Here is a 26,913-nt window from a genome sequence, read left to right as displayed (position 1 = left end):
GGTCGCAGCGAATGCGATCACTAGGCTCGCCGATCTCCCACTATGGTGATTGTGGTTCAGGGTGTGCCGTGCCGGTGCATCCCATGAAGCCAAAAATCGAGAGGTCATGCATGAAAACGCTGCTGCTTAAGAAGGATGAAGTAAAACGGCTAATCGGCATGACGGAAGTCATCGGCGCGGTGGAAGAGGCTTACAAAGCCTTTAACAGTGATCAGGTGGAGCAACCCGACTATATCGGAATAGATCTCCCACCGCCTCGTGGGGAAATTGACTTCAAGCTTGGTTATTACAAAGCCATTGAAGTGATCTCCATGAAAGCCTCTTCCGGAGGGTTCATTGATAACCCGACAGCACACGGCGTGCCCAATGGCATGGCGACCATTTTCCTGTTTGATGCCAGGAGCGGTGCGTTGATTTGCGTTATGGATGGAAGCTTGATCCTTGGTCTCAGAACGGGGGCGTCCGGAGCCGTCTCCGTCAAAGCCCTGGCGAGGAAGAACGCCAGGACGATCGCATCGATCGGGACAGGAAATCAGGCACGAATGCAAATCCGGGCGATCAACGAGATCATGAAGATCGAAGTGATCCACGCATGGGACAGTCGCGCGGACACGCTTTCCAAATACAAGACGGATATCGAAAGCGAATTTGGCATTCCCGTAATCATGGCAAACTCAAAAAAAGAAGCCGTTGAGCAGGCCGATATCCTGATTACGACGACCCGCGGGAAGGGGTCGCTTGTGGAAGCAGATTGGGTGAAACCCGGCACGCACATCGTTGCAATCGGCACCGACCAACGCGGCAAACAGGAGCTGGATCCGGAGCTCTTCAGGAACGCGAAGGTAGTCGTGGACTCAATCGCGCAATGCACAGAAAAGGGCGAGACCTGGCACCCGTTGAATAAAAACATCATCGCCAAAGACGACATTTATGGCGAGATCGGCGAGGTATTGTTGGGAAAGAAGCCAGGACGAGAAAGTGATGAGGAAATCACGATCTTCGATTCCACTGGGATGGCCATACACGACAATACGACAGCCAGCAAAGTCCATCAGAACGCCATAGCCAATAACGTCGGCACGTTCTTTCAGTTTTTTGAGTGATGACCATGCGCAATTACCCCACGATTCAGGACATCCGTGAAGCTCACGAACGGCTGAAACCGCACGTCAGACACACGCCGCTCTTGCGCGCGGACAAAATTGAGAATGCCGCTGGTTGTCAGCTATATCTCAAACCCGAAACGTTGCAGATTACTGGCGCTTTCAAAATCCGCGGCGCCCTGAACAAGGCTCTCTCGCTCTCGAGAGAAGAGATCGCAAACGGCATTATTGCGACGTCGTCGGGCAATCATGCCCAAGGGCTTGCTTATGCCGCCAGGATGCTGGGCGTAAAAGCGATATTGGTCGTTCCGGTGACCACGCCCAAAATCAAGATCGAGAACACAAAAGCCCTCGGGGCAGAAGTCATTCTTTTCGATGGCGACACCGCCGCCAGATGGAAAAGGGTGTATGAAATCGCTGAAGAAAACAAATACGCGACTGTTCACGCTTTTGAGGACCCCATCGTGATGGCCGGTCAGGGAACGATCGGGTGTGAAATACTCGAGGACCTGGGCGACGTAGATACGGTCATTGTTCCCGTGGGCGGCGGAGGCCTGATCTCGGGGATCGCCACTGCGATAAAAGAAACGAAACCATCGGTTCGCGTCATAGGGGCAGAGCCTGCTCTGACTCCGAAATATTTTCACAGCCGGATAAACAAGGAGCGCACATCGCTTCCCTTGAAGAACACCATTGCGGATGGCTTGAGGATAAGCGTTCCGGGTCAAAACCCGTATCCAATTATCGAAAAATATGTGGACGAGATCGTTCTCGTTGAAGACGAGCACATCATCGCCGGGATGCGTGCTCTTGCCAAGGATGCGAAACTGATCGCTGAACCAGCCGCCTCGATTGGCGTCGGAGCACTGTTGGCGGGCAGCATAGACGTCAAGCGCGACGAAAAAGTGTGTGCAGTGTTGTCTGGCGGGAACTGGGATCTACGCGACCTTGCCGAGATTTACAATGTAGCGGGGTAACAAGTTCCAGCTTCGGTCAGTTCACAACCCCGATCGCGGTTGAACGTCTGCGATTCTCATTGCCGAGCAAGAGTCTGCCGGTTCGGAATGCGGCGCGAACACGTCATTCGGCGATCAGCTTGGCGACGGGCTGCTCCACCCACCATCTCTGCTGATGCTGACCAGCCAGCGAAGGCTCGCTCGGGGTCCAGAAGCGGAAATTATTGCCGCTCACGCCTGTCTGTTGACTGACGCCCAAAGCCAAAGATCCCCAGGCAAGCACAATTTACACCTGTACCGCCTCATTCTGATCTAACCATGGTCTCCAAAAATTCTGGTTTTTACAGCTACAGCGGAGGGCTAATACGCGCCGAAAACGGACTTGAGCTCGACCACATTTTCATCCGACAGCATCCGCTTTGGCAGGCCACGCAGCATGAGGAGCAGTTTCGCCGTCTCTTCCAGTTCTTCCGCCGCATAGACGGCCGACGAGATATCTTTTCCGGTGACGACCGGGCCGTGATTGGCGAGAAGCACCGCAGCATAATGCCCCCCGAGCGCCCGGATCAAATCTCCCGCCTTCTCGTCTCCCGGCCGCACGTATTCGAGGAGTTTGACCTGGCCCACGCGCATCACAACGTATGGGGTGAGCGGCGGGATGCAATCGTCAGGGTCGATGTCGGTGACACAGGAGAGCGCGGTTGCATAGGTTGAATGAAGATGAACCACCGCTCCGGCCTGGGGCCGCGTTTCATAAAATGCCTTGTGCAGAAAAATTTCTTTGGATGGTTGGTCCCCTGACAGGTGCCGACCATCACGAGTGACTTTGCTGATCTTGACGGGATCTAGAAAGCCGAGACAGGAGTTCGTGGGTGTCATGAGGATAACGTCATCAACGGCCGCGCTGATGTTGCCTGCGGAACCAACCGAGAATCCACGTTCATAGAGCGACTGCGACAAGCGTACGATATCCTCGCGGAGTCTGTTTTCCGAGCTACTCAACTTGCTTTCAACCTTTTCAGCGCTTTGACGAAGAAATCGGCAGAGCCGAAGTTGCCCGACTTCAGGGCAAGAGCGATCGGCTTTTCGCCATCGGAAAGGAGGACTGGCACGCCCGGATCAATTTCCTGCCCAATCGTCAGCGACCCAAGATCCAGAGCCGAGACGACTGCGCCAGACGTTTCGCCGCCAGCAACAACCAACCGTGTCACGCCCGATCGAACCAGTTTGAGGGCTGTGTCGGCGAAAAAGGCGTCGAGCTTGGCTGCGACTTCCTCGCGACCATACTTCGCCTGAATGGCCTTGACTTCTTCAGGTGTACCGGAGGAGTAGGCAAGCGGGGCCTCGCCATGATTGCCCGTTATGAATTCTATGACGTGGTCGGAGGTGGTTTCGCCGCTCATCACCTTGTCGACGTCGATGGCTAGAGTCGGGTGGTTTCGCTTATGGACATCGATCTGTCCACGGGTCGCACCTGAGCAGCTTCCCGCCAGGATCGCTTCCGGCCCATCTCTTCCGATCAATCTGCCAGAGTTTCCTGTAGCGAGGCCGCACCGAATGAAGTTCTCGGCTAGACCAATCGCTATGCCGGACCCGCCTGTTACCAGCTTGTGGTCGGCAATCGCCGACCCGATAGTGATGAGATCCTGATCGGATATCGCATCGACGATCACCAACGTGTCATCCTTCGCGGCAAGCGTAGCGGCGACTTCCTCGGCACCCTTGCGAACCGTATCAAGCGCGACGTGCCCAACGGACGATCGGGTCTGGTATCGCAGCCATCGGCGAATGTCGGGGTCCGTCATGGGCGTAAGCGGATGGTTCTGCATCCCGGATTCACTCAGGAGCCGGTCATGGACGAACAGGTGCGCCATGTAGACAGTGCGGCCAGCACCGGGGAAAGCCGGGCATGCGACGACGCTTTTCACATCGAGAGCGTCCGCAAGCGCTTCGCCCACGGGTCCAATGTTGCCGTCACGGGTGGAATCGAATGTCGAGCAGTACTTGAAGACGATCTGCCGGCAGCCTTGGGCCAGAAGCCAGTTCAAGGCGCCAAGGGATTGCGCTACCGCCTCCTCGACTGGAATAGTTCGGCTTTTCAGGGCAACCACACCCGCCTCGACGTCGGCAGCTGCAGCGGTTTTCGGTACGCCGAGAAACTGCGCGGTACGCAGTCCGCCGTTAGGCGCCACGCCCTTTGCAATTGTGTTTGCAATATCGCTTGCGCCGGTAAAATCGTCGGCGATCACTCCTAAAAGCATTTCCCTTTCCCTTCTCCCCGCGCACACCATCCGATGGGACGGCTTGCAGCAAACTGTCTCCTTCAGCCGATGCCGCGCCGCCTGATGCACGAAGCCTTCTTTGGTCACCTCCTTGCGATCAGATCGCGCAGGTTCACGACGGCCTGTTCGGAACTGCTGAAAACCGGCAAACCTCTGCTCTAACTTTGCACACTTTCCTGGACGCGGAAGCGCGCGTTTAGTGCGGAGGACATGTGCACCACACCAAGTTCAGGGGTAGTAAGTACTGGCACCGATGCCTCGCTCATCTCATTTAGAGCATTTGCCATTGATGCTTGAGCAAGAACAACCACGTCGACACTGCCCACGAGCGAAGCGAGACCCTCACGTATCATCGCATCATGCGCCGCCCTGTCCCCGTTTCGCAATTTATCAAAGGCTCCTTCACAAAGACGACTGGTGAGGAAAACGTTCCGACCCATCCTATGAGCATGGCGTTCAATTAGGCGGGTTGTGGGGTTCATTGTTGTTGCAAGAGTTGCAAGGACGCCAATTCGGCTCCCGCGCTGGATTGCCTCAATCGCCATCCCGTCATCTATACGGAAGAGGGGTACGGGGCAGAGCGGCACTGCCGCATCCACTGCAGGACCGAGCGAGGAACAGGTGACGAGGACCGCCGAAGCCCCCGCATCCACCGCCGACGAAATGTGAGTCCCAAGCCGCCGCATCGTTTGACGTGACAGCACGCCTTCGCGAATCGTGTTCCCCAGCAGGCTCTCATCTAACATGTTGAATGTGCGCCAACTGGGCAGATGGTGGCCAACGAGTTCGTTGAACGCGGGGATGATCCCGGGGACCGTATGGATCATGGCAAGCGCAGGGGACTCATGAACGTCTGTAGTCATGGCTTCATCTCTGTTTTTGATTGTGCACGCTCTTCAATTTTCTGTAGCAGCGGGTGATATGAACGATCGCGGCATCTGTCGTGTTACGACCGGAAGTCGGTTCGAAACCACTGTCGTCAGACGATGCTCCGTAACTTACATGCTCAATGACCGAACATTTGTCTGTCGTGCCGCCGAACACGGAATTTTCCGCCGTCCCTGCATGATCATTCGACGCATGCTGCTCGCCTTCCTCCGGTAGCTTCCCATGAGCTCACTTCCAGGACGCGCCATGACACCAATCTTTGATCCAGGCAGTCTGCCCCTGCCCATCGGGCATTTCATCTGCGACAGGCTGCTTCCAGCCGAAGATGTCATCGACACGTATCGCGCATCGGACGGCAAGGCCTAGGCGTATCCCGCCCGGCTCGCACCGTCGTTCCAGGCCGATGCGATAACCGTCATTGCCGCAGATGTTTCTGCCGGAGGGGCAGGAACAGTGCCGTATAGATCAGCCGCCAAGATAAGTTCAGGTCAATCCAATGTCTCCAATTATCAAACGCATACAGAACGATCAGCAGCTCCCTGCCAAGGCGGATGTCGTCGTGATCGGGGGCGGCATCATTGGTGCAACGGCAGCTTTCTTTCTCGCGGAGCGGGGACTGTTCGTCGCTCTGGTCGAAAAGGGCCATGTCGGCTGCGAGCAGTCGAGCCGCAACTGGGGTTGGTGCCGCCAACAGAACCGGGATGAGCGCGAGCTGCCGCTCTCGGGCGTCGCGCTGCGGCTATGGGGTGAGTTTGAATCCAAAATCGGAGAGGACGTCGGCTTCCGTCGATGCGGTCTGCTTTACGCTACGGACAATCCCCAGCAACTGGCGGAATGGGAAGCATGGCGTGCTACGGCCCGGCAGTTCAACGTCAATACGAAGATGCTGAGCGCCAAGGAAGCGGCTGCCACGGTTCCGGCGAACGGCCGCCGATGGCTGGGCGGAGTGCATTCGATCGATGACGGCAAGGGCGAGCCTGCCATCGCCGCGCCGACGATCGCGAACGGCGCTCGCAAATTTGGCGCGACGATCCACCAGGAGTGCGCTGCCCGAGGCCTTGATCTGGTCAACGGCGCGGTGGCGGGAGTGATTACCGAAAAGGGGCTCATTCGGACACAAGCCGTCCTCTGCGCCGGCGGTGCCTGGACGTCGATGTTTTGTCGTCAGTACGGAATTCTTTTTCCGCAGGCAAGCGTGCGCCAAACGGCCCTTCGTACGCGGCCCACGGCGAATCTGGGCGAGGCGATCTATACGCCGGAGTGCGCGCTGACCCGCCGGCTGGATGGCAGCTACACGCTTGCCATCAGCGGCAGGGCGATGCTCGATATCACCCCACAAGGTATTCGATACGCCCGCTGGTTCATGCCGATGTTCATGAAGCGCCTGAAAGCGGTGCAGTTCGGCATCGGCAAATCCTTCCTTCAGGGTCCTGAGGCATTCGGAAGCTTGAACAAGAGCAAACCGACGGCCTTCGAGCGGATCCGCGTTCTCGACCCACCGCCGAGCCGCCGCACCATCGCGGCTATTTTGAAACGGGTCACGGAGCAGTTTCCTGCGCTGGCGGGGGTCGAAGTCGCCGACAGCTGGGGAGCCTACGTGGATTTCACGCCGGACGCGGTGCCGGTCATCTCGCCGGCTGACGGTGTGAGAGGTCTCTATTTGGCCGCGGGCTGCTCCGGCCATGGCTTCGGCCTTGGCCCGGGTATCGGCCGCTTGGCGGCCGACCTGGTTGCCAATGATACACCCTGTGTCGACCCCACCCCCTTCCGCCTCTCGCGCCTCCTTGATGGTTCGAAAGTCAAAGTCGGAGCAATCTGATTGCGAGGTCGGATCCGGAGAAGGCCGTCGGAATACGCGCCGAGGGAAGCTAGCGGAATGGATTACGACGTAATCGTCATCGGCGGAGGGCTGGTAGGCGTATCGATAGCCTGGGGTCTATCGAAATGCGGGGAAAGGGTTGCAATCGTCGACGAAGGCGATGTGGCAAACAGAGCCGCCCGGGCGAATTTCGGTCTTGTATGGAGCTCAAGCAAGGGCCTCGGCAATGCCGCGTATTCGCGATGGTCGCGAACCTCGACGGCGAACTGGCACCGGCTGGCAGCCGAACTTAAGGCCGAAACCGGCATCGACACTGGCTTTGTCCGGTCGGGCGGCTTCTCAATTCGGCTCACCGCAACGGAGCTGGAACGCGGTATCGCATCGATGGCGAAGCTCGCCGCCCAACCAGGAATGGACGCGGAAGGAACGCCACCCCTCGAATATGAGATACTCGACCAAACGGAGACGCGCCGCCATTTGCCCCTGGTCGGCGACACAGTGGCAGGCGCAATTTTCAGCCCGCTCGATGGACACGTTAATCCGCTGCGGCTGTTCACGGGCTTTCATAAGGCGCTTAAGCAGCGTGGCGTTCATTATCTGCCGCATCGGAAGACGATTGCAATCAGTCATCGCGCAGGTACGTTCGAATTGGCTGGAGACGGGTGGCGACTCGGTGCCGGCAAGATCGTCCTTGCTGCCGGGATCGGCAACACCGCGCTCGCTCCGATGGTCGGGCTGAACGTTCCGCTCTCGCCCAGCCGCGGCCAGATCATTGTGACCGAGCGGCTGAAGCCTTTCCTCAGCCATGCCACCGGCTATCTGCGGCAGACAGACGAGGGCTCTGTGCTGATCGGCGAAAGCAAGGAAGCCACGATCGATCACCAGCGGCCGCGCGGGCCGATTACTGCGGTCATGGCTGAACGCGCTGTGCGCACATTCCCACTTCTAAAGGACGCCAGTGCAGTGCGGGTCTGGGCCGCATTCCGAGTGGTGACGCCGGACGGCTACCCCATTTACGAGCACTCAGAGAGGTTTCCAGGTGCGTTCGCATGTGCCTGCCATTCCGGCGTGACTCTGGCGGCCAATCATGCGCTGGTCCTGCCACGGCAGATTTCAGCCGGCGCGCTTTCTGACGATCTTTCCGCATTTCATTCCCGGAGGTTCCATGTTCCGGCGGCTGCCTGACCGAAGGGAGAGTTCAATATCATTCACATTCAACGGCATGCCGACGATGGCCAGACAAGGCGATAGCGTTGCCGCCGCACTGTTGGCCGCGGGATATGACAGCACGCGCCGCAGCCCGGTGTCCGGCGCCGCCCGTGGTCCCTACTGCATTATGGGTGTCTGCTTCGAGTGCCTCGTCAAAATCGATGGCCGGCCGAACCGGCAGGCGTGCATGACCAACGTTGCTGAAGGGATGCGGATCGAGACACAGGACGGCGCTGCCATGCCGAGGCAGGAAGAATGATTAGAAGCATTCAGTCTGCCACCGATCTCGCGCCTGCCTATGACGTCGTCGTCGTTGGCGCGGGTCCTGCCGGCCTCTCGGCAGCCATCGAAGCCTCGATCCACGGTCTCGCGGTTTTGCTTGCCGATGAAAATGAATCCCCTGGCGGGCAGATTTATCGGTCGGTCGAGCATGCATCAGATGCCGACCTCGCCCGCATGGGGCCAGACTACACTGCCGGACGGACGCTCATCGAGCGGTTTCGGCAAGGGAACTTGAGCTACGCCCCCCGTGCGACTGTGTGGAGCGTCGGGCCTGCTGACGAAGAAGTTTTCGACGGCGCGCATCCGCTCGAGGTCGGGATTTCGCTCGGCGGGATTGCTCGACCGATCGCCGCCCACCGAGTAATTCTCGCGACCGGCGCGCTCGAGCGTCCATTCCCGTTCCCGGGGTGGACCATGCCCGGCGTCATGGCGGCAGGAGCGGCGCAGATCTTGATGAAGTCGTCGGGCCTGGTGCCCTTGGGACGAACTATCCTCGCCGGGACCGGGCCGCTTTTGTACCTGCTGGCAAGCCAACTCCTGCGGGCAGGCGTGTCCGTGACAGCCGTCGTCGATACCACGCCGGTCGAGAACTGGCGCTCTGCCCTGCCTCATCTGCTTGGCTTTGCCACGTCACCCTATGCCCTCAAGGGCCTGAAACTTCTTTTGGAGGTTCACCGTCGAACCCGTGTCATCCGCGGGGTGACTGCGCTCGAGGCGGCCGGTTCCGGACAATTCGGCGCCTTGCGGGTCCATCGCGGCAACAAGTCCCGGCACATTCAAGGCGACCTGCTCCTTCTACACCAGGGGATCGCGCCGAATCTCAATCTCACGCTCGCAGCCGGGTGCGATTACGCCTGGGACGATCGCCTGGCAGCCTTCCGCCCGGTCGTCGACGGTCGCGGTACCAGTTCGGTTCGGGGGATTTCGATCGCCGGTGATGCGGCGGGAATTGTCGGCGCGGTTGCCTCAGCTCACCAAGGAGAACTCGCGGGCCTGTCTGCGGCGCTGAACCTAAATCGCATTGGCCATGGTGCCTACGAACAGCGCCAGAACCAATTCGCGCGAAAGCTCGCTCTTGCGCTCAGGGGCAGGACTTTCATCGAGCATCGGTTCCGGCCCGGCAAAACGTTTCGCGTGCCCGAGGACGACGGCACCATCGTCTGCCGCTGCGAAGAAATAACGGCCGGCAAACTGCGTGAAGTTGCGGCGCTCGACGTGCCGGGCCTCAACCAGATGAAGGCGTTCACACGATGCGGAATGGGACCATGTCAGGGCCGGCTGTGCGGTCTGACCGCGGTTGAACTGCTGGCTCAATGCCGTGGCGTTCCGGCCGGCGAGGTCGGTTACTATCGGCTACGCCCGCCCATCAAACCCGTGCCGCTGGGCGAATTTGCGGCCTTGCCGTACACGGACGCAGCCATCGTGGCCGTAGCCGGATTCTTGGAACGCGCCTCCGATGGTGCGCCAGATGCCAACCATGGGAGCCACCAATGAAACATGCCGACAAGTTCTATATCGACGGTGAGTGGATCGAGCCCTCCGTGTCGAAAACGCTTGAGGTCATCGATCCCTCGACAGAGCAGCCGATGGGTACCATCGCACTCGGCAGCGCCGCCGACGCGGAAAAGGCGGTCGCGGCCGCGCGGCGGGCCTTTGCCTCCTTCTCGCAGACGTCCAATGAAGAGCGCATCGAACTGCTGAAGCGAATTGTTGCGATCCTGAAGCGCCGCAACGACGAACTCGGCGATATCATCTCACGGGAAATGGGCGCGCCGCTCGCCATGGCCCGAGCTGAGCAGGCCGGCATCGGCGCTGTCCATTTCGAGCAGACGATGAAGGCCTGCGAGACCTTTGCCTTCGACTACATGCAGGGGACCACACGCATCCTGCACGAACCGGTCGGTGTCGTCGCGATGATCACGCCGTGGAACTGGCCGATCAACCAGATCGCTTGCAAGGTCGCTCCGGCGCTCGCCACCGGATGCACCATGGTTCTCAAGCCTTCGGAGATTGCTCCGTTCAACGCCGTGATCCTCGCCGAGATCATGGATGAGGCCGGCGTGCCGAAGGGGGTCTTCAACCTCGTCCAGGGCGACGGGCCTACGGTTGGTGCGGTGCTGACCAGCCACCCGGACGTGGACATGGTGTCCTTCACCGGGTCGACCCACACCGGCATTGCCGTGGCGCAGGCCGCGGCACCGACCGTCAAGCGGGTGCATCAGGAGCTCGGCGGCAAGTCGCCGAACATCATCCTGCGCAGCGCCGACTTTTCAGCCGCGGTCGCCGCCGGCGTACGACGGTGCTTCGGCAATTCCGGCCAGACCTGTACCGCGCCGACGCGAATGCTGGTGCCGGCGGAGCGAATGGACGAAGCAAGCGCAATCGCCGCGAGGGAAGCGGCTGCGCTCGTGGTCGGTCCCCCTTCGGATCCGCGCACCAACCTCGGACCAGTCGCAAGCGCCGCGCAGTTCAACAAGATCCAGGCGTTGATCGAACGCGGCATCGCGGAAGGAGCGGCGCTGGTCGCGGGTGGCCCCGGCCGCCCGTCGCATCTCAACGCAGGTTACTACGTGCACCCGACCGTGTTTGCCCGCGTCACCAACCAGATGACGATTGCGCGGGAGGAGATCTTCGGCCCAGTGCTATCGATCATCGGCTATGACAATGAAGAGGAAGCGATTGCGATCGCCAACGACACGCCCTACGGCCTGGCAGCCTACATTCAGGGCGATCCGAAGGAGGCGCGCGCGCTTGCAGGCAGGCTGCGCGCCGGAACCGTTCGCCTCAACGGCTCCGCCTGGGACGCAGCGGCACCTTTCGGCGGCTACAAGCAATCCGGCAATGGTCGCGAGTACGGGAAATTCGGACTGCACGAGTTTACCGAGATCAAGGGCATAGCCGGATACTTGAACGAGTAACCTCGCGCCTGGTAGTAGCGCCCTCGCGCGCATAAGCAAGAGATGCTCGCGTAGCCACGGCGGCTACCGCCGAGCTACACTACCCGGTTGGACAGGACCTAGCAGGGCGCATCAACGGCGGCAGGAAGTACTGCGGAAGGCAGGCTTCCGCGAAGATGAACTGGCACGAATCAAGGCACCATCGGTCTCTTCGACCCGACACGAGACTCCACTTCAATGGCTCTGTCTGTACTCGCCGAGGTCGCGGCCACGCGTTTGGACGTGTCGCGATGACACGGTTGGAGGAAACCAAGGCCTCCGTCCGACATGGACGAGGCCATACGGGTCATCGGCCAGCTACGATGCGTCGGTGCAGGTGTTGGTCGAATGTCCGACATGACGACGCAAAGGCGCCGGCGAGCCGAACCACAATTGACATCAAGCAAGATGCCTGATCAGCGTGTTCGCCTTGACGGGATACGAACCCGCGCGCCTGCAGTTTTTAGTTTCTTGGCTAGTACCGCATCGACGCATATCGCTGGCTTGCCTTAAGCTTAGGCGCCCGCGACTAGACGAAATTTCACGTTGCTGGATTTGCACATCCGGCCGCAGACGCATCAGAGTGGATACTCAGGCGTAGATTTCATCACCAAATGGTGCTATCTATAACACCGCAATCAGGAAACCAACGATGCGATCGACTATCAATCTCGACGACGCGCTCATGGAAAAGGCTAGGTCCCTAACCGGCACGAAAGAAACCGCCACTCTGGTCCGCCAAGCGTTGGAGACGCTTGTCCGTCTGGAATCGGGAAAACGCCTCATCGCTCTCGGAGGAACTATGCCGGATGCGGAGGCAGCCCCACGCCGCCGGAGCGCAGTTCGCAAGTGATACTTGCCGACACTTCCATCTGGATCGATCATTTCCGGCAGGCCGATTCAGAGCTGCGTAAGATTATCGAGGATGATCGTCTCTTATGCCATCCAGCCGTGATCGGAGAGCTCGCACTTGGCAGCCTTCGGGATCGCAGGGGCGTGATAGCTTTCCTGGCGGCCCAGCGCGAAGCGTTCGTCGCGACGCACGACGAAGTCATGATGATGATTGATCGCCATGCCATTTTCAGTATGGGCATTGGCTACACAGATGCCCACTTGATGGCCTCAGTTCTCCTCGATCAGCGAGCAGCCCTATGGACCAGAGACAAGCGTCTGCGGGCAGCGGCCGAAAAGGTGGGGGCTTTACTTTACACCCCTGACGATGCGCGAAACTAACCGATGAGGACTGAGAGGGGCGGCGTCTCAGCTCCGAGCAGGAGGTGCGCAGGTCATCTGAACGTTACAATGTCACTCCTACGCGTAACGTTTCAGCGCCTCAGGGAGGCCGCCTCTCAGGCAGGGCTTGTCGGTCAATCCTTGGTCTCGACCCATTTTGAGAACATGGCGGCTTGGCCGTGGCCGACACCGCGTCTGTCCTTCAGTTGCCAGACGATCCCGTCCTCCACCCGGAAGCGACTTCCCGATTTGGTAACCCGAAGCCCGCAGTAATCGGTCATGAAGCCGTTGCGAGTAATGGCATCCAGCAACCGCGCACGCTCACCGCGCTCGTCCGGTCCGGTCGACAACCTGGCTTTCAACCGGGTGAACTCACTCCAGCTGTAGCCAAATCGCCGCTGGGCCGTGGCGTTGGCGTAGACGAAGACCGGCTCTGCATCCGCGTTATGGGCGACAATCGCAAAAGGGGCGTTCCCATAAAGCCATTCGGGTCCACGGTTTTTCTCAAGAAGCTCCCTGCCGACCACTCTCCGGAAGCTGCCAACCAGCAGTTCAAAAAACTCGAGATCGTTCGGGTTCAGGTCCCGGCTCGTCATGCTGCACTTTCCTTTGCTCTCGTCCACGTTCTCCCGTCTGCAGCCGTCTAGAGCAGCTCTTCGACACCAATATTCGAAATGGCCCGTCGGTTTGTTACAGCTGCAATACCTCGGCGCTTTTTCAGCGTCATCCAGCCTTTGCGAGCCTCTAGCTACCGGAAAACCCGATAGGAGGCTCAGATGATCGTTGACGTCAAATCCCCCCAGGCCATTCACAACTGCAAACGTTGCCTGTTGCGACGAGCCGCCTCCTTAGGTGAGCTTCTTTGCCGTTTCGTGACCATGCCGAAGCACCATGGCAGACTGGACGATCTCGGTGACCACATGCTCAGGGACATTGGCCAAGACGGCTATCAGCGGGAGGAGGACCGCATCGCGTCGGCAATCCAGTTGACAACCGGCCCGACGAAGCACCGGCACCTGTCTTGCAAAGGCTCCAGCAGGTTGTGTTGACCAGGCACCGGCGGCAGCCGCGTCGCCGATGTCCCGCAAATCTGGTCGCAGAGCACTGTCAGGCATTCAAGACGGGGCCTATCGCTGTCGGACAACCTTGCTCCAGACGGTTTTCATGGCATCGGTTAGCGGATAGATATTTTCAGGATGCTCAGCCTGCGGGAGACAGGTCCGAATGAGTCGGGTGAGATGAGGGACTTATTCCTTCAGATATTGAAAATATGATGCAGAAGATCCTTTTTGAGGAACGCGATCTAGAGAGAGCGGCCGAGGTGACGCGGTTTTTTGAACGTCATCTGGTTAGTTTGTCGGTGCGTGCGCCGATGACTTTTGATTCCGACACAGCGCCATATCGGGCGGCAGACGCGATCTTGCTTTCGCTCGGTGCCGATGCCAGCGAAGTCGCCCGCTATGTCTCCTACGTCTGCCCGCAGGTGACCTGTCCGATCATCGTCGTGTCTGACCGGGTGCTGAGCGACATTGAGGCGCTCAAAATCTTGGAATCGGGTGCTTCGGACTGCTTAGCCTCGCCATACTGCGACCGGGTGCTGCTAGCACGGGTGCGCGCACGTGTTCGACGCAATATCATCGTGCGTGCGCGGATGCGGCCGCAGAATTACCGTTTTGACAAATTCGGATTGGACACTCAGTCGAGGGAGCTGCTGACCGCACGATCATCCGCGCGACTGCCAAGGAAGGAATGTACTCTCCTCATGCATTTCATGCTGAACAATCACGCGGCAATCACTAGGGAGGAATTGCTCGAAGTGGTAAGCGCGGAAGACCTGGACCTCAGCGATCGTAGTATCGACAGCCTCGTATCTCGGTTGCGCGAACGGCTCGTGGCAATGGGCGGCCGTGCGGAGATCATCAGGACGATCCGCGGTTTCGGTTACGCCTTCGAGAGCACTGTCGAGCCGATCGCCGGAGACGAGGACCTCCGCGCATTGCTCTGAACGCTCGGAGCCCCCGATCCGATTCCAATCGGGGGCACCAGCCCGTCACGAGGCCCGTCCCACCACGACCTGCACATCGGCCGCAAACTCGTAGCCCCGACCTCTAATGGTCCTGATAAGAATTTGACCGTCCATCTCGATCTTCCTGCGCAGCCTGACGATCAAAACATCGACACTCCGGCCTGCCAACTCACCGGCGTGACGTCTCGTGGCGCGGATCAGGTCGTCGCGCGATAGAATAGTCTGCGGATGATCAAGGAAAGCCACAAGCATGTTATATTCGGTGGCGCTGAGGCTGATGTCCTTGCCGGAGGCGGTCCGCACCCTTCGCGCATTCGTGCGCAAGGAAAGGTTGGCAAAGGAGTACAGGCGACTGGCCTTGGGGCGCTGCGCCTGCGGTCGCAGGCTTACGCGCAAACGGGCGACAAATTCGCACTTGCCGAAAGGTTTCGAGATGAAGTCTTCCGCTCCATGTTCGAGCCCCTCGACCTTTTCGATCTCGCTGATGCGTTCGTCTCCAAGGAGGACGACCGGGAAGACGGGCGCCATCGATCCGAGGAGCTCCAGACCCAGTTCGGTTCCGACATTGAGATCGATGATGACGAGATCGATGAGATTGAGGTTCGCCAGAGCTTTAACCTCGACAAGATTGTCGCTCGCCACAGCATCAAAGCCGTGCTGCAAAAGCAGATTGCGCAGCTGCTGGCATTCGACCGCATCGGCTGAGACAACCAGAATATTCTGCCTCGTCTTGCTGGCCCGATATGGAACTGCGTCTCTTTCAGAGGGGAATAAGGCCTTGACGCTTTCAAAAGCCATGGTCGCACTTGCTATCAGAATTTCTTCTTCCGGAACGAGCGGCGTACCCGTTGGTACGACGGGGTACCGAATACTGCAATGCAACATCAACTGCAAGGCTTGAAGGCCGGATGTTGCACCTGAAACCATTAAGATCGAAAACAACACCGCAAGGACACGTCACCAGGCGATCATTCCCACGTTCCAGAATGAGGGAGTAAATCGTGCGTTTATTCATGGCTGTTGGATTATCGCTGACCATATCAACCGCCGCCCTTGCAGGCTCGGCCGCATCGGTAGAACAAATCATCCGTTCATCGCAGACGATCGCCGATCAACCCGTGCGTCTGCCGCAAGGTCCAGTCGAAGTCGCGGCGTCGATTTTCACGATCGAGCCGGGAGCCTCGCTGCCCGTTCACCGTCACGCTTATCCCCGCTACGGCTATGTCCTTTCGGGCACCTTGACGGTCAAGAACCTCGAATCCGGCAAGTCCCTGTTTTTCAAGGCGGGCGATTTCATCATCGAATCCGTGTCTACCTGGCATACCGGCTTAAATCCCGGATTGGAGCCCCTGAAGCTTCTCGTCATCGATCAGGCACCGGCCGGAGCGCAGACGACAGAGGTGAAACCGTAACGGTGTTCGCCGCTGACCCCAGATCCGCCGGATTTTGCCGGTACAGAAACGAGCGCGCCGACGATTCCCGTCCGGTCACCCTCGCTGCCCTTCTCACCAATCCAAATCGACCACCATGAAGAAACACATTGTCATCGTCGACGACGATCCTGCGATCGGTGAATTGCTGTGTGAATGTCTCGTAGAATCGGGCTTTCGCCCATCCGCATGCAAAACGGGGGCCGAGCTGGATCGCCTTCTCGGCAATGGCAATGTCGACCTTGTCGTCGTCGATCTCAACCTTGATGGCGAAGATGGAATGGACATCGTCAAGCACGTCGCTCGCATGGAAACGATACCTGTCGTCATCATAACCGGCGAGCGGATCGAAGAAGCCGACAAGGCGATCGGACTGGAGTTCGGGGCCGACGATTACATCGAAAAGCCCTTTGGTCTTCGAGAATTCATTGCTAGGATTGGGGTCTGTCTGAGGCGCCCGCTGCCCGAGATCGAACGCAAGCCGGAGCGGATCTTCCGATTTTCGGGGTGGTCGCTGAACATGCGTCTTCGATCGCTTCATGATCCGGCAGGCGTTCGGTGCCCTCTGACACCGAATGAGTTTCGCGTGCTTTCGACATTCTTGCAATCCCCGCAAACGATCCTGTCACGTGATCAGCTGTCGCGTGGCCGGGACGCAGGCGCAGACAGGCTCGATGAACGATCCATCGACGTTGTCGTCAACCGCCTGCGTCGGAAGCTTCGTGGCGATGGCCAGGCAGCCCCGATGATCGAAACCGAACGCGGGGTGGGCTATTGTTTCGCGCCGTCCGTTCAACAGTCCGTCATGCAGTCTCGCATGCTGGCCTCTGAAATTGAAAAAGAAGTCGCCCCTACGGCATCTTTCCCCTGATTGAATGCGGTCCCGGTTCATTCAAGACCCGGCCGGCTTCGGTCACAATCTGGTCTCCGATGGCATGACCTTACGACCGTTGCCCTGACCGCTCGTGGTTCCCGAGCGAATCTTCGAGCGTCACCGTCCATGCCTTGGGCTGCGGGGAGCCTCCATGCTTGCAATATCAAAAAGGAAGAAAACTTTGGCGAAACCTTCAAGCAGTCCCCTGCCGTCGACCGTCGAATGGATCGAACGGGAGGCATGGTTAGACCTCTACGACGCCGCGCCCATGGCTGTCAGGAAGACGTTCAAGCTTCGTTCCGAGCTGTTTGGAACCATTCCGGTTCTGGCTTCACCGGAAATTCCGATCCACGAGTTCAACCGGTCCTTCATGCTCGATGACACAAGCCAGTTCGAGCCCTTCGAGGCCGTTCGATGGCTCAAGGCCAATGCGGCGAGGGAGTTCGCGTTCCAGCTGGCTGACAACTCTATGACGAGTGATCTTAGGGCCTGGGCAACACAGCAGCGTTTCGCACCGTCAGGCAACGGATGGTCGAAGCTCGTCAAGAACCTGGCCTTCCACGGCGACGGAGCCTTGCCGGAGCCCGAAAACCTGACCTTCGTGCTGGATCCCGATCCTTCGCGCTACGGCGAACTTGTCGTCGGCGCCTTCGGACTGCCTCGTGAGACGGGCAGCTGGTTTGCGGCTCTCGTTGGTCGACCGAACTGGACGGTCATGGTCGCCATTTTGGACGACGAGGCAGTGGGCTCCTGTGCACTCTTCACCAAGGATCGCTGGGCATGGCTCGGCATTGACGGGACGCTCGAACATGCGCGACGCCGGGGCGTCCAGACGGCGATGATCCAAAATCGCGTCAGGATCGCCCGCCGGATGGGAGCCCTTTACCTGACGGCTGAAACTGGGCGGCCAGAGAAATCCGGCGGCAAACACACGTCCCGCGACAACTTCCGGCGCAACGGTTTTCTCGAAGCCTATCACCGGCTGAATTTCCAGATGTCGCAATAGACTGAGACCGCGGAAGGTCGTGGCGCAGTCACGTCACGACCTTCCATGCCTTGACCATCCGCTAGCGGTTCAGCGTCTCGGATTTCTCTTTATCCAAGTTGTCGGTTCGCTCTGCCAATTTGCGGTGAAGGAGTTGCGAAAGTTCCCGGGCGCCGATCGGTCGAAGGCAAACGTTTTTATCGACGCCACAGGTTGTGTCGCCCTCGCTAATCGGGAGCAGGACGGTGCCGGGCAGGTACTGCTGCAAGCGCCGATAGTCATCCGGTGGACAGGTTTCCATGTCGACGATAACCAGATCCGGCGCGCCCACTGCCCCAGCCCAAGAGAGGAGCGCGTCTGCGTTTGCAAATCCGGCAGGCTCGTAGCCGAATGCCGCCACATGGTCCTCCCAATTGGCGCGGCGCTCGTCATCAGCATCGATAATCGCGACGGGCTCGCCCGCGCCCCGAAGCACGACCATATCCTCGAGAAATGCCGGCAAAGGCACCGGGTTCTCGTCGACCAGCGGAAGATAGATGTCGAACCGTGTTCCACGCCCGACCTCGGTCTTCACATTGATCTGGCCAGACAGCGCTGCGACGCTGCCATGGACCGCGGCAAGGCCGAGACCGGTTCCTCCGCGCAGGCTCTTTGTCGTGAAAAAAGGCTCGAATATGTGATCGAGCAGATGAGACGCGATCCCTGGTCCGGCATCGGCGACACCGATCATGGCATAGGCCCCCCCTGCAATTTCGCCATGCGATAGCGATTGGCGCGCCGCAGTCTCATATTTTTCCAACGTGACGACGCATGTTCCGTCCGCCTCCGATGCTTCGAGCGCGTTTTTGCAAAGGTTCATCAATATCTGCTGTATCTCAAGCGGATGAGCGCGAACGACGAGCGGCGCGTCACCGACGTGAAGCTCGAGCCTGCAGTCCGTCGGCAGCGCGATTTTTAGATCGGCAATATTGTCCCGGACGGCGTGGCGGAGATCGAACGGCAGAAATTTTCTTTCGCGCTTGCGGCTGAAAGACAGGATCTGGTCGGTGATGAACAAGCCGCGATGACATGTGCCGATGATCTCTTCGGCATATCTGGACGCCTTCGATCGGCGACGGATCGATTGCAGGAGCATTTCACCATATCCGAGCACGGCACCAAGACAATTGTTGAATTCGTGCGCGACCCCGCCCGCAAGAGTGCCGATTGCCTCAAGGCGCTTGGCATGCTCGAGCCGCTGCTCGAGCGCGACCTTGTCGCTGCGCGCCCGGTTCAGCCGGATCGCGTCCATGACAACGCCGGCGGCGGACAGGAGGAGCAGCTTCTTGTGTCGCGTCAGCTTTGGAAGCCCGTCCAGGTAGGACAGGACAAGAACGCATGCGATGGGACCGGCTGCCGCCTCCCGCATCACGGATCCGATCGCAATCTTGCCTATCGCGTCATCGCATTCCGTCAGGATCGCAGCGTGGCTTGCCGAATGAGCCGGCCTGCCACGCGACAGATGCAGGAGCGCCCGCGCGATCAGACCGTCGCTTCGAAGACCGTCTCCTCGTCTCGTTTCGTAGAGTTCCTCTTCCTCCGCGGTCTGAATATTTAAAACTGACAGCACGAATTCGTCCGCTTCGAAGAAGGTCGAGAAGACGTTCAGCGCCGCTTTCAGGTCCTGAGAGAAATCGTCGGGAGCCGTACTCCCCAGGATTGATTTCGCCCGGTTTGCCGTGGTTTCGAATGCGAGTTGTTCGGCGAGCCCCTGCGAGCGAATCCGCAATCGCCGCAGCAAAGCGGCGACGAACACGCACAGGACAAGCGCAATTGCGGCCAGGGCGAGCCTTGCTTCATTGGCGTAGCGGCTCGCTAGCATATAAGCTTCCAGATAGCGTTGCTCGAACTGGTCGATGAAGGCCGGTACAATCGAGCGCTGGATACCGTCAATCGCCAAATCCACCTTCGGACGCGTGACGAGGATCATCTGGCCATGCCTCGACAAGGCATGAGAGAGCGCGTCGGGCGAGCGCATCAAGGCAGAAAATTTCAGTCGCAGCAAGGCGGCAAGTTCCGGGCGAGGCTCATCTGCAAATCGCATCAGGAGTTTGATCAGTCCATCGAAGCGGTCGACCACTCGACGGTCTTGCGCTGGGTCGTCTTGCATGCCCTTTGTCAGGAGGTGACTGAGTATCCTGGATGAGTTCCGAAGCAAGGCATTCCTGGTCTTGAACTCCTCGACGGCAATCTCTTCCGATTGAATGGATTTGCTCAGGTCGTCGATATTTCGACGGAGCAATCCGTCCCGATCGGTATCGAAACGCTCAATTTCGTGTTTGAGGCCCTCGAGGTCGCGGTGCAGGCCGACGACAGAGCGCGTGAGCGAATCGTAATTGTCCAGAAGTCCCGCCCTAATCTGCAGGACGTCCCGTTGCAGCGAGGCCTGGTCGACATGCAGCTGGCGAAAGCTCATCAGGACATTCTGGTGATCGCCATTGTCCCCTCCATGCGCCGAAGCGATGACGGCAGCAATCAGGGATCCGACAAAAAGCAGAAAGACAACAAGATATTCAGTCGGCGGGTTCGAGCGCATGTCCGTCAAATTTTCCGGTGAGGCTCTTCAGGAATTCGACGATGTCTGCAGCGTCGGGGTCTGATACGTCCTGGCCGAGCTGCATGCGCCCCATGAGCTTGACCGCGTCATAGAGCGATGCCACGCGTCCGTCGTGAAAGTAGGGTGCGGTAAGCGCGACGTTCCTTAGGCTCGGAACGCGAAAGACGCCGATGTCCGCCTCGTCATGCGTGATCGTCCAACGACCAAGATCTCCCTCATCCATCGTCTTCCTGTCCGACACTGTGTCCTGGAAGATGCCGAACTTCTGGAACACGTTGCCACCGACATTCATGCCCTGGTGGCAGGATGCGCAACCGAGCGTCTTGAAGAGACGAAAGCCGTTTTTGGCATTTTGCATCAGGGCCTTGCCATCGCCGCGCAGATAGCGATCGAACGGCGCATCCGGCGTCACCAGCGAACGCTCGTAGGTCGCAAGCGCATCGAGAACGTCCTCTCGGCGGATCGATCGTTGATAGGCTCGCCGGAAGGCGTCAGCATAGTCTGTATGCGCCCTCAGACGGGAAATCAGCTCCGGCCAGGTGATCGCCATCAAATTTCGGTCCAGCAGGACTGCTTCGTTCTGTGCCTCGAGGGAGGTAAAATTGCCTCTCCAGCCCAGACGATAATTCAGCCCCACATTGAAGATTGAGGGGGCGTTGAAACGGTGCATCCGCCCGTTATAGCCGGTCGTGCGCGGCGAACGAACGGTTCCGCCCATCGACAGGTCGTGGCACGACAGGCAGGAAAACATCCTCCGCGACGACAGGAGCTTGTCGGAGAACAGCTGTGCCCCCAGCTCGACTTTTCTCCCGTCGAGACCCGTAATTGCTGCAATCGGCAGGATCGGCTCGTTGATGTCAGCGCCTGGCACGTCCGTCAGGTCGTCGGCTGCACCAGATCTGTATCCGGCAAAGGCAAGCAGGATGAGGGCGCAGGTGGCTATCACACCGATCGTAAGGCGTTCGACGGTTGTTCTCACGTAAGATAATCCTGTTCCGTCACGTCTGCGTCGAGCACATAGCCCTTATTGCGGATCGTCTTGATCAGGCATGGCTGCGCGGGGTTTTGCTCGATCTTTCGGCGCAACCTCAAAATCAGGACGTCAATGCTGCGGTCGAAGACGTCCTCACTCCTCAGCCTGCTTTCATTCAGGAGGTGCTCACGCGAGAGCACCTGCCTCGGCGCACGCAGGAAGGCCGAAAGGATGTTGAATTCGCCGATCGACAGCTTGATCTCATCTGCCCCTGTCCGGCGGAACGATCGCTCTCGCTGATGGAGTTCAAAGCCGGCAAAGCAGTACGAGACGCCGCGGACAGCTTTTCTCGATTCACGCCGGCGAAGCCGGGAGCGGATCCTGGCAAGGAATTCTCGCATCGGGACCGGCTTTGTCAGATAATCGACGGCGCCGATCTCCAAGCCCAGGACCTTATCGGCTTCGTCAACTCGATTTCCGGTTATGATGATGACGGGTATGGCCTGGCTCGACAGGTCCCGTACCACCTGCAGGCCGTCCTCGCGACCGAGATTGAGATCCACGACCGCAAGGTCGATCAGCCGGTGCGCAACCATCCACTTCGCGTCCCGGCCGTCGGTTGCGGTCGAAACCTCGAAGTGGTTTCCCAGATAGTCCGATAACATGTCTCGCATATCGCGATCATCGTCGACGATTAGAATGTGCTTCTGCCTTCCCGGCGCCGGATTATCGCTCTCGGCAATGGTGTCAGGCTCTTCCATGTCAATCTCTCCCATTGCCTCCGCCAAGTCTTCCCGGCGTTGAGGGACAATCTGCCAAAGGCTTCACAGACGTCGGGTGCCCGTTCGAAGGAACCTTGTTCTGGGATTCCGGATCTTCCTCGCGAGCCACTGGCTCGTCGCACCCGGTCAAGCGCGCAAAAAAGCGCCGATATCGGCAGGCGTGTGAATGAGCCTACCTGCCGATGAAGCATGACAACGTCCTGTCGTGTGCTCACCAGCGGTACGACATCGGCGCTTTCCTTGCCGACCTTGCCGGTGCCAGCAGATTGACGATAACGGCGACGACGATGTTCGCCGCAAGGGCCAGAAGCCCGGTATAGACGGTGAAACTCGCGCCGCCGATGGTCACCGCGTGCAGTGGCTTCCAGCCCGCGTCCCAGACGAGGTAGGTGCCGCCGAAGAAGCCGACGAACCAGCCGGTGAGCAGGCCCGGCGCCCGGAACCAGCCGGTATAGAGGCCGAAGACCAGGGCCGGCAGCGTCTGCAGGATCCAGATGCCGCCGAGCAGCTGCAGGTCGAGGGCAAACTGCGTCGGCAGGAAGAGGATGACGAGCAGCGCGCCGACCTTGACGATGAGCGACGTGATCTTTGCGACTTTCGCCTCGCCCGCCGGAGACACGGCGGGATCGACGTAAGCCTTCCAGAAATTGCGGGTGAAGAGATTGGCAGCGCCGATGCTCATGACAGCCGCCGGCACCAGGGCGCCGATCGCAATCGCCGCAAAGGCGAAGCCGGAGAACCAACCCGAGAACAGTGTCTTGAACAAGACCGGCACGACGTCATTGGCGCTGTCGAGCTTCAAGCCGGCCGCATGGCCCATGTAGCCGAGCAGCGCCAAGAGGCCGAGCAGCAGCGTATAGGCCGGCAGGAGGACGGCATTCTTGCGGATTGTCCGGCCGCTGTTGGAGGCGAAGATGCCCGTCAGCGTATGCGGATACATGAAGGCGGCGAGCGCCGAGCCCAGCGCCAGCGTCGCATAGGCGACATACTGGTGGGGGCCGAGCAGCAGGCTTCCCGAGCCCTTGGCCTGGAAGGCGGCATCGGTGGCATTGAAGACATTGGCGTAGCCGCCGAGCTTCGAGGGGATCAGTGCCACAGCGGCAATCACCACGATATAGATCATGATGTCCTTGACGAAGGCGATCAGCGCCGGTGCGCGCAGGCCGGCGGAATAGGTGTAGAGCGCCAGCACGATGAAGGCGATGGCAAGCGGCAATTCGCCATGCAGGCCGAGCGCCTTCAAGACTGCCGTCATGCCGACGAGCTGCAGGGCGATATAGGGCATGGTGGCGATGACGCCGGTGACGGCGACCGCCAGTTCCAGCCCGCGTGAACCGTACTGGCCGTGGACGACGTCAGCAGCGGTCACATAGCCGAACTCCTTCGCCCGCTTCCAGAGCACCGGCATGACCATGAAGACGAAGGGATAGACGATGATCGTATAGGGCAGCGCGAAGAAACCGTAGGCGCCGACCGTATAGACGAGCGCCGGCACGGCGATGACCGTGTAGGCGGTGTAGAAATCGCCGCCGACGAGGAACCAGGTGATCCATGTGCCGAACGAGCGGCCGCCGAGACCCCATTCGTCGATATGGGCAAGCGTTTCGGGCTTGCGCCAGCGGGCGGCGATAAAGCCCATGATCGTGACCAGGACGAAGAAGAAGATGAAGACGGAGAGCGCCGTTACGTTGATGTCACTCCCCATCGCGCACGCTCCTGTAGGCGATCCAGATCAGCACTGCGGTGATCGGCACCCAGAGCAGTTGATACCAGTAGAAGAAGGGAAAGCCGAAGAGCGCCGGCTCGCGGCTATTGTAGAAGGGCGGCCAGAGTAGGCCGATATAGGGGAGGACGAGCAGCCAGCGGGCCGCCGTTCCAAACGTTTTGTTCATTGGTCAGTACCTTTAGAAGGGGCCAGCTTGGCGGCGATTAGGCTGCAGCCGAAGCGAAGCCGGAGGTCGGGACTTCCGAGATGGTCTTCAGAACCTGCGAAGCGATCTGGTAGGGGTCGCCCTGGGAGTTCGGGCGGCGATCTTCGAGGTAGCCCTTGTAGTCGTTCTTGACGAAGGAGTGCGGAACGCGGATCGAGGCGCCACGGTCAGCAACACCGTAGGAGAACTTGTTCCACGGTGCCGTCTCGTGCTTGCCGGTCAGACGCTTGTCGTTGTCGGGGCCGTAAACGTTGATGTGGTCCATCAGGTTCTTGTCGAACTGCGCCATCAGCGCTTCGAAATAGGCCTTGCCGCCAACTTCGCGCATGAACTTGGTCGAGAAGTTGCAATGCATGCCCGAACCATTCCAGTCGGTGTCGCCGAGCGGCTTGCAGTGATACTCGATGTCGATGCCGTACTTCTCGGTCAGGCGCTGCAGGAGGTAGCGTGCCATCCAGATCTGGTCGGCGGCCTTCTTGGAGCCCTTGCCGAAAATCTGGAATTCCCACTGGCCCTTGGCCACTTCGGCATTGATGCCTTCGTGGTTGATGCCGGCAGCGAGGCAGAGGTCTAGGTGCTCTTCAACGATTTCGCGGGCAACCGAACCAACGTTCGAATAGCCGACGCCGGTATAATACGGGCCCTGCGGAGCCGGATAGCCGCTTTCCGGGAAGCCGAGCGGACGGCCGTTTTCGTAGAAGAAATATTCCTGTTCGAAGCCGAACCAGGCATCTTCGTCATCGAGGATGGTCGCACGGGCGTTGCTTGCATGCGGCGTGACCCCATCCGGCATCATGACTTCGCACATGACGAGCACGCCGTTCGTGCGGGCCGGATCGGGATAGATGGCGACGGGCTTCAGCACGCAGTCAGAACTGCGGCCTTCAGCCTGCATCGTCGACGAACCATCGAAGCCCCAGAGCGGGAGCTGTTCGAGCGTCGGGAAACTATCGAATTCCTTGATCTGCGTCTTGCCACGCAGGTTCGGTACCGGGGTGTACCCATCGAGCCAAATATACTCGAGCTTATACTTTGTCATCTATCGTCCTCGAAAAAAGCCCACTGAAGCAGGGCGTCGCTTGACTAGAAGGTTCGGATTTCTGGATTTTCCCGCGGCGCCGGAAGAATGCTTACTGGTGTAACAATCGACCCGAGGCCCGCAGCGGGTCGCATGGCGGCCTGTGCTAGGCAGCACGGCGCGGAAAACGGCAGAGATTTTGAAAAGCGCATGGACTTGATCCCGGCGGGGTTGACGATCGCTGTCGCGATGCTTTGCCCTTAGAGGAGATCGGCGTGGCGTTCTGCTCATATCAGATATGAGCCAGACGATGTTCAGGCGGCTTCGATGCGAAAAGTCCGCTCGACGCAGGCCGCCGAGCTTTTCCGAAACCTGAGGCTCAAGAGCCGAGCCCATCTCCCGCCTGTTCGGCAAATTGCTTGTAGACGTCTCTGATTTCGGTCCGGAAGCAGGAGATCATGTGGCGAAGGCCCTTGCCTCTCGCCCCGGCAACCGGTGTTGCCAGACAGATCGTACGCTCGATGCTTGGCTCGATAACCATTGCGCTCTGCATCGTGTGGAGATCGACCGCGAAATGCGGGATCAATCCGTAGGCAAGGCCTCCCGATACCAGCTGCGAAATTGCGGTCAGGCTGTCTGCTTCGACAGCGATATTCAGCCTTACTCCCTGCTCGGCAGCGATATGATCGATTTCCCTGCGTGTCGAGTGACTTCGACTCTGAATGACCAGCGGATAGGACGCCAACTCCCGGAATGGTATTCGAGGACCAAGCTGCGGGCCGTCACGGGCTGCGGCGAGGTGGAGATTATGTGAAACGACCGGCTCGGGATTGAAACGGCGGATCGCCGTGCTCACGTTGGTGACGGCAAGATCAAGTCGTCCATCGGTCAGCCATTCTACGAGATGCCCGGTCGACCCTTCGACGATCTGCATACGTGTACCGGGAAAATCCTCCCGCAATTTCGTCATTAGCGGTACGGCAAGAAGCTTCGCGGTCGATGGCAATAGGCCAACCGTGATCTCCTTGGTATCTGTCCCGTTGTTCGCCTCAAGCGTCGAACAAAGGTCGGATACGATTGCGGCGACAGACCGAGCGGCCTCAAGAACAATCTTGCCATCTTCGGTGAGGCTGACGCCCCGGCCGTTCCGGTGGAAGATCGGCACATCGAGCTCCGCTTCCATGTCTCGAACAGATCGGCTGAGCGCCGACTGTGTGACGCCGAGCACGGCGGCCGCATTCGAGAGACTCCCCTGCTCTGCCACCCTGATCAGATAATGCCATGCGGCAAGATTCATGTCCTGGCACCTTCGGTCACTGGGCTGCCGATATCGAATATCGTGGTCGACCGACCGGCCCTATCTCTTGATAGACGACCATCTTTTCCGCGCTCATCTCAGCGGCCGTATAGGGGATGCCGCCGCCGTAGCCCGACGCGCGCCGGCCGGCGAACGGCATCCAGTCGGTACGCAACGCACTGTGATCGTTCACCATCACAGCTGAAGCGTCCAGCGTGGCATGGTCTTGCTCGCCTTTCTCGATCGAAACTTCGATCGTCTCGAAGCACGCAGGCGTCCTCGACCTGACCAAC

General features: G+C 59.3%; 26 protein-coding genes and 1 pseudogene. 14 read left to right on the top strand and 13 right to left on the bottom strand.

Annotated elements, in window-relative coordinates; all coding sequences use genetic code 11:
- Positions 1–110: 110 nt before the first annotated feature.
- Together H4W29_RS28905 and H4W29_RS28900 are read left to right on the top strand one after the other, a co-directional pair.
- Positions 111–1,103 (top strand): ornithine cyclodeaminase family protein, encoded by a 993-nt coding sequence (locus H4W29_RS28905; RefSeq protein WP_192732210.1) that lies wholly within the window; start codon positions 111–113, stop codon positions 1,101–1,103.
- Positions 1,103–2,080, top strand: a complete 978-nt coding sequence (locus H4W29_RS28900; protein ID WP_192732209.1) for a threonine/serine dehydratase family protein — start codon at positions 1,103–1,105, stop codon at positions 2,078–2,080. Before H4W29_RS28905 ends, H4W29_RS28900 begins: the two co-directional genes overlap by 1 nt.
- Positions 2,081–2,419: 339 nt before the next feature.
- On the opposite strand, the gene otnC is transcribed toward H4W29_RS28900, so the two are convergent.
- From otnC to H4W29_RS28885, 3 genes are all read right to left on the bottom strand, one after another.
- Positions 2,420–3,061, bottom strand: a complete 642-nt coding sequence (gene otnC / locus H4W29_RS28895) for a 3-oxo-tetronate 4-phosphate decarboxylase (protein WP_192732208.1) — start codon at positions 3,059–3,061, stop codon at positions 2,420–2,422.
- Positions 3,058–4,320, bottom strand: a complete 1,263-nt coding sequence (gene otnK / locus H4W29_RS28890; protein WP_183727306.1) for a 3-oxo-tetronate kinase — start codon at positions 4,318–4,320, stop codon at positions 3,058–3,060. The genes otnC and otnK overlap by 4 nt, the downstream gene beginning before the upstream one ends.
- Positions 4,321–4,499: 179 nt before the next feature.
- Positions 4,500–5,204 carry an aspartate/glutamate racemase family protein gene (locus tag H4W29_RS28885; RefSeq protein WP_192732207.1) on the bottom strand — a complete coding sequence of 235 codons (705 nt, stop codon included), beginning with the start codon at positions 5,202–5,204 and terminating at the stop codon, positions 4,500–4,502.
- Positions 5,205–5,725: 521 nt separating this feature from the next.
- On the opposite strand from H4W29_RS28885, the gene H4W29_RS28880 reads away from it, so the two are divergent.
- From H4W29_RS28880 to H4W29_RS28850, 7 genes are all read left to right on the top strand, one after another.
- The gene (locus H4W29_RS28880; protein WP_192732206.1) at positions 5,726–7,048 is read left to right on the top strand and encodes an NAD(P)/FAD-dependent oxidoreductase; all 1,323 of its coding nucleotides are present in this window, start codon (positions 5,726–5,728) and stop codon (positions 7,046–7,048) included.
- A 57-nt stretch (positions 7,049–7,105) separates the two neighbouring features.
- Positions 7,106–8,233, top strand: a complete 1,128-nt coding sequence (locus H4W29_RS28875) for an NAD(P)/FAD-dependent oxidoreductase (protein WP_192732205.1) — start codon at positions 7,106–7,108, stop codon at positions 8,231–8,233.
- Complete coding sequence (locus tag H4W29_RS28870; RefSeq protein WP_192732204.1) at positions 8,214–8,516, top strand: (2Fe-2S)-binding protein; 303 nt, start codon at positions 8,214–8,216, stop codon at positions 8,514–8,516. Before H4W29_RS28875 ends, H4W29_RS28870 begins: the two co-directional genes overlap by 20 nt.
- Positions 8,513–10,033, top strand: coding sequence for an NAD(P)/FAD-dependent oxidoreductase (locus H4W29_RS28865; protein WP_192732203.1), 1,521 nt, complete (start codon positions 8,513–8,515; stop codon positions 10,031–10,033). The genes H4W29_RS28870 and H4W29_RS28865 overlap by 4 nt, the downstream gene beginning before the upstream one ends.
- Positions 10,030–11,457, top strand: coding sequence for an aldehyde dehydrogenase family protein (locus H4W29_RS28860; protein WP_192732202.1), 1,428 nt, complete (start codon positions 10,030–10,032; stop codon positions 11,455–11,457). Before H4W29_RS28865 ends, H4W29_RS28860 begins: the two co-directional genes overlap by 4 nt.
- A 670-nt stretch (positions 11,458–12,127) precedes the next feature.
- Positions 12,128–12,328, top strand: a complete 201-nt coding sequence (locus H4W29_RS28855; RefSeq protein ID WP_192732201.1) for a type II toxin-antitoxin system VapB family antitoxin — start codon at positions 12,128–12,130, stop codon at positions 12,326–12,328.
- Entirely contained in the window at positions 12,325–12,708 is a 384-nt protein-coding gene (locus H4W29_RS28850) for a type II toxin-antitoxin system VapC family toxin (RefSeq protein WP_192732200.1), read from the top strand. Before H4W29_RS28855 ends, H4W29_RS28850 begins: the two co-directional genes overlap by 4 nt.
- Positions 12,709–12,842: 134 nt before the next feature.
- Here the strand turns inward: H4W29_RS28850 and H4W29_RS28845 are convergent, their stop codons facing one another.
- Positions 12,843–13,304, bottom strand: coding sequence for an MEKHLA domain-containing protein (locus H4W29_RS28845; RefSeq protein WP_192732199.1), 462 nt, complete (start codon positions 13,302–13,304; stop codon positions 12,843–12,845).
- 180 nt (positions 13,305–13,484) lie between these two features.
- Between H4W29_RS28845 and H4W29_RS28840 the strand changes: the two genes are divergently transcribed.
- Both H4W29_RS28840 and H4W29_RS28835 read left to right on the top strand, forming a co-directional pair.
- Positions 13,485–13,757 (top strand): hypothetical protein, encoded by a 273-nt coding sequence (locus tag H4W29_RS28840; RefSeq protein ID WP_192732198.1) that lies wholly within the window; start codon positions 13,485–13,487, stop codon positions 13,755–13,757.
- Between the two features lie 221 nt (positions 13,758–13,978).
- The gene (locus tag H4W29_RS28835; protein ID WP_192732197.1) at positions 13,979–14,713 is read left to right on the top strand and encodes a winged helix-turn-helix domain-containing protein; all 735 of its coding nucleotides are present in this window, start codon (positions 13,979–13,981) and stop codon (positions 14,711–14,713) included.
- A gap of 45 nt (positions 14,714–14,758) precedes the next feature.
- On the opposite strand, the gene H4W29_RS28830 is transcribed toward H4W29_RS28835, so the two are convergent.
- Positions 14,759–15,679 carry a winged helix-turn-helix domain-containing protein gene (locus H4W29_RS28830; protein ID WP_192732196.1) on the bottom strand — a complete coding sequence of 307 codons (921 nt, stop codon included), beginning with the start codon at positions 15,677–15,679 and terminating at the stop codon, positions 14,759–14,761.
- 56 nt (positions 15,680–15,735) lie between these two features.
- On the opposite strand from H4W29_RS28830, the gene H4W29_RS28825 reads away from it, so the two are divergent.
- The 3 genes from H4W29_RS28825 to H4W29_RS28815 all read left to right on the top strand — a co-directional run bounded on the left by H4W29_RS28825 (position 15,736) and on the right by H4W29_RS28815 (position 18,044).
- Positions 15,736–16,146 (top strand): cupin domain-containing protein, encoded by a 411-nt coding sequence (locus H4W29_RS28825; RefSeq protein ID WP_312872438.1) that lies wholly within the window; start codon positions 15,736–15,738, stop codon positions 16,144–16,146.
- 34 nt (positions 16,147–16,180) lie between these two features.
- Positions 16,181–17,035, top strand: coding sequence for a response regulator (locus H4W29_RS28820; RefSeq protein WP_192732195.1), 855 nt, complete (start codon positions 16,181–16,183; stop codon positions 17,033–17,035).
- A gap of 184 nt (positions 17,036–17,219) precedes the next feature.
- On the top strand, positions 17,220–18,044 hold the full coding sequence (locus H4W29_RS28815; protein WP_192732194.1) for a GNAT family N-acetyltransferase: 825 nt from the start codon (positions 17,220–17,222) through the stop codon (positions 18,042–18,044).
- Between the two features lie 61 nt (positions 18,045–18,105).
- Here H4W29_RS28815 and H4W29_RS28810 read toward each other — a convergent pair whose 3' ends face one another.
- The 8 genes and pseudogenes from H4W29_RS28810 to H4W29_RS28775 form a co-directional block, all read right to left on the bottom strand.
- Entirely contained in the window at positions 18,106–20,598 is a 2,493-nt protein-coding gene (locus H4W29_RS28810; protein WP_192732193.1) for a DAHL domain-containing protein, read from the bottom strand.
- Entirely contained in the window at positions 20,576–21,598 is a 1,023-nt protein-coding gene (locus H4W29_RS28805; RefSeq protein ID WP_192732192.1) for a cytochrome-c peroxidase, read from the bottom strand. The genes H4W29_RS28810 and H4W29_RS28805 overlap by 23 nt, the downstream gene beginning before the upstream one ends.
- Positions 21,595–22,353, bottom strand: coding sequence for a response regulator (locus tag H4W29_RS28800; protein WP_192732191.1), 759 nt, complete (start codon positions 22,351–22,353; stop codon positions 21,595–21,597). Before H4W29_RS28800 ends, H4W29_RS28805 begins: the two co-directional genes overlap by 4 nt.
- A 232-nt stretch (positions 22,354–22,585) precedes the next feature.
- Positions 22,586–24,079 (bottom strand): monocarboxylate uptake permease MctP, encoded by a 1,494-nt coding sequence (gene mctP / locus H4W29_RS28795; protein WP_192732190.1) that lies wholly within the window; start codon positions 24,077–24,079, stop codon positions 22,586–22,588.
- A complete protein-coding gene (locus tag H4W29_RS28790) occupies positions 24,069–24,266 on the bottom strand; it encodes a DUF3311 domain-containing protein (RefSeq protein WP_192732189.1) in 198 nt (65 codons plus the stop codon). Before H4W29_RS28790 ends, mctP begins: the two co-directional genes overlap by 11 nt.
- A 37-nt stretch (positions 24,267–24,303) precedes the next feature.
- The gene (locus H4W29_RS28785) at positions 24,304–25,344 is read right to left on the bottom strand and encodes a glutamine synthetase beta-grasp domain-containing protein (RefSeq protein ID WP_113322021.1); all 1,041 of its coding nucleotides are present in this window, start codon (positions 25,342–25,344) and stop codon (positions 24,304–24,306) included.
- Between the two features lie 358 nt (positions 25,345–25,702).
- Positions 25,703–26,620 (bottom strand): LysR family transcriptional regulator, encoded by a 918-nt coding sequence (locus H4W29_RS28780; protein ID WP_192732188.1) that lies wholly within the window; start codon positions 26,618–26,620, stop codon positions 25,703–25,705.
- A gap of 16 nt (positions 26,621–26,636) precedes the next feature.
- Positions 26,637–26,834, bottom strand: a pseudogene (locus H4W29_RS28775) (hypothetical protein); the annotation flags it as partial.
- Positions 26,835–26,913: the final 79 nt, after the last annotated feature.

It is taken from the genome of Rhizobium viscosum, assembly GCF_014873945.1.
Classification (GTDB): domain Bacteria; phylum Pseudomonadota; class Alphaproteobacteria; order Rhizobiales; family Rhizobiaceae; genus Rhizobium; species Rhizobium viscosum.
The sequence above is the reverse complement of the archived record's forward strand: the minus strand, read 5'-3'. Positions and strand labels throughout refer to the sequence as shown.

What these genes read in the sequence shown, in the direction of transcription:
- H4W29_RS28905 (WP_192732210.1), top strand. Translation starts at nt 111, where the DNA reads ATGAAAACGCTGCTGCTTAAGAAGGATGAAGTAAAACGGCTAATCGGC.
- H4W29_RS28900 (WP_192732209.1), top strand. Translation starts at nt 1,103, where the DNA reads ATGACCATGCGCAATTACCCCACGATTCAGGACATCCGTGAAGCTCAC.
- otnK (WP_183727306.1), bottom strand. Translation starts at nt 4,320, where the DNA reads ATGCTTTTAGGAGTGATCGCCGACGATTTTACCGGCGCAAGCGATATT.
- H4W29_RS28885 (WP_192732207.1), bottom strand. Translation starts at nt 5,204, where the DNA reads ATGACTACAGACGTTCATGAGTCCCCTGCGCTTGCCATGATCCATACG.
- H4W29_RS28880 (WP_192732206.1), top strand. Translation starts at nt 5,726, where the DNA reads ATGTCTCCAATTATCAAACGCATACAGAACGATCAGCAGCTCCCTGCC.
- H4W29_RS28875 (WP_192732205.1), top strand. Translation starts at nt 7,106, where the DNA reads ATGGATTACGACGTAATCGTCATCGGCGGAGGGCTGGTAGGCGTATCG.
- H4W29_RS28870 (WP_192732204.1), top strand. Translation starts at nt 8,214, where the DNA reads ATGTTCCGGCGGCTGCCTGACCGAAGGGAGAGTTCAATATCATTCACA.
- H4W29_RS28865 (WP_192732203.1), top strand. Translation starts at nt 8,513, where the DNA reads ATGATTAGAAGCATTCAGTCTGCCACCGATCTCGCGCCTGCCTATGAC.
- H4W29_RS28860 (WP_192732202.1), top strand. Translation starts at nt 10,030, where the DNA reads ATGAAACATGCCGACAAGTTCTATATCGACGGTGAGTGGATCGAGCCC.
- H4W29_RS28855 (WP_192732201.1), top strand. Translation starts at nt 12,128, where the DNA reads ATGCGATCGACTATCAATCTCGACGACGCGCTCATGGAAAAGGCTAGG.
- H4W29_RS28845 (WP_192732199.1), bottom strand. Translation starts at nt 13,304, where the DNA reads ATGACGAGCCGGGACCTGAACCCGAACGATCTCGAGTTTTTTGAACTG.
- H4W29_RS28840 (WP_192732198.1), top strand. Translation starts at nt 13,485, where the DNA reads ATGATCGTTGACGTCAAATCCCCCCAGGCCATTCACAACTGCAAACGT.
- H4W29_RS28835 (WP_192732197.1), top strand. Translation starts at nt 13,979, where the DNA reads ATGATGCAGAAGATCCTTTTTGAGGAACGCGATCTAGAGAGAGCGGCC.
- H4W29_RS28810 (WP_192732193.1), bottom strand. Translation starts at nt 20,598, where the DNA reads ATGCGCTCGAACCCGCCGACTGAATATCTTGTTGTCTTTCTGCTTTTT.
- H4W29_RS28800 (WP_192732191.1), bottom strand. Translation starts at nt 22,353, where the DNA reads ATGGAAGAGCCTGACACCATTGCCGAGAGCGATAATCCGGCGCCGGGA.
- mctP (WP_192732190.1), bottom strand. Translation starts at nt 24,079, where the DNA reads ATGGGGAGTGACATCAACGTAACGGCGCTCTCCGTCTTCATCTTCTTC.
- H4W29_RS28790 (WP_192732189.1), bottom strand. Translation starts at nt 24,266, where the DNA reads ATGAACAAAACGTTTGGAACGGCGGCCCGCTGGCTGCTCGTCCTCCCC.
- H4W29_RS28785 (WP_113322021.1), bottom strand. Translation starts at nt 25,344, where the DNA reads ATGACAAAGTATAAGCTCGAGTATATTTGGCTCGATGGGTACACCCCG.
- H4W29_RS28780 (WP_192732188.1), bottom strand. Translation starts at nt 26,620, where the DNA reads ATGAATCTTGCCGCATGGCATTATCTGATCAGGGTGGCAGAGCAGGGG.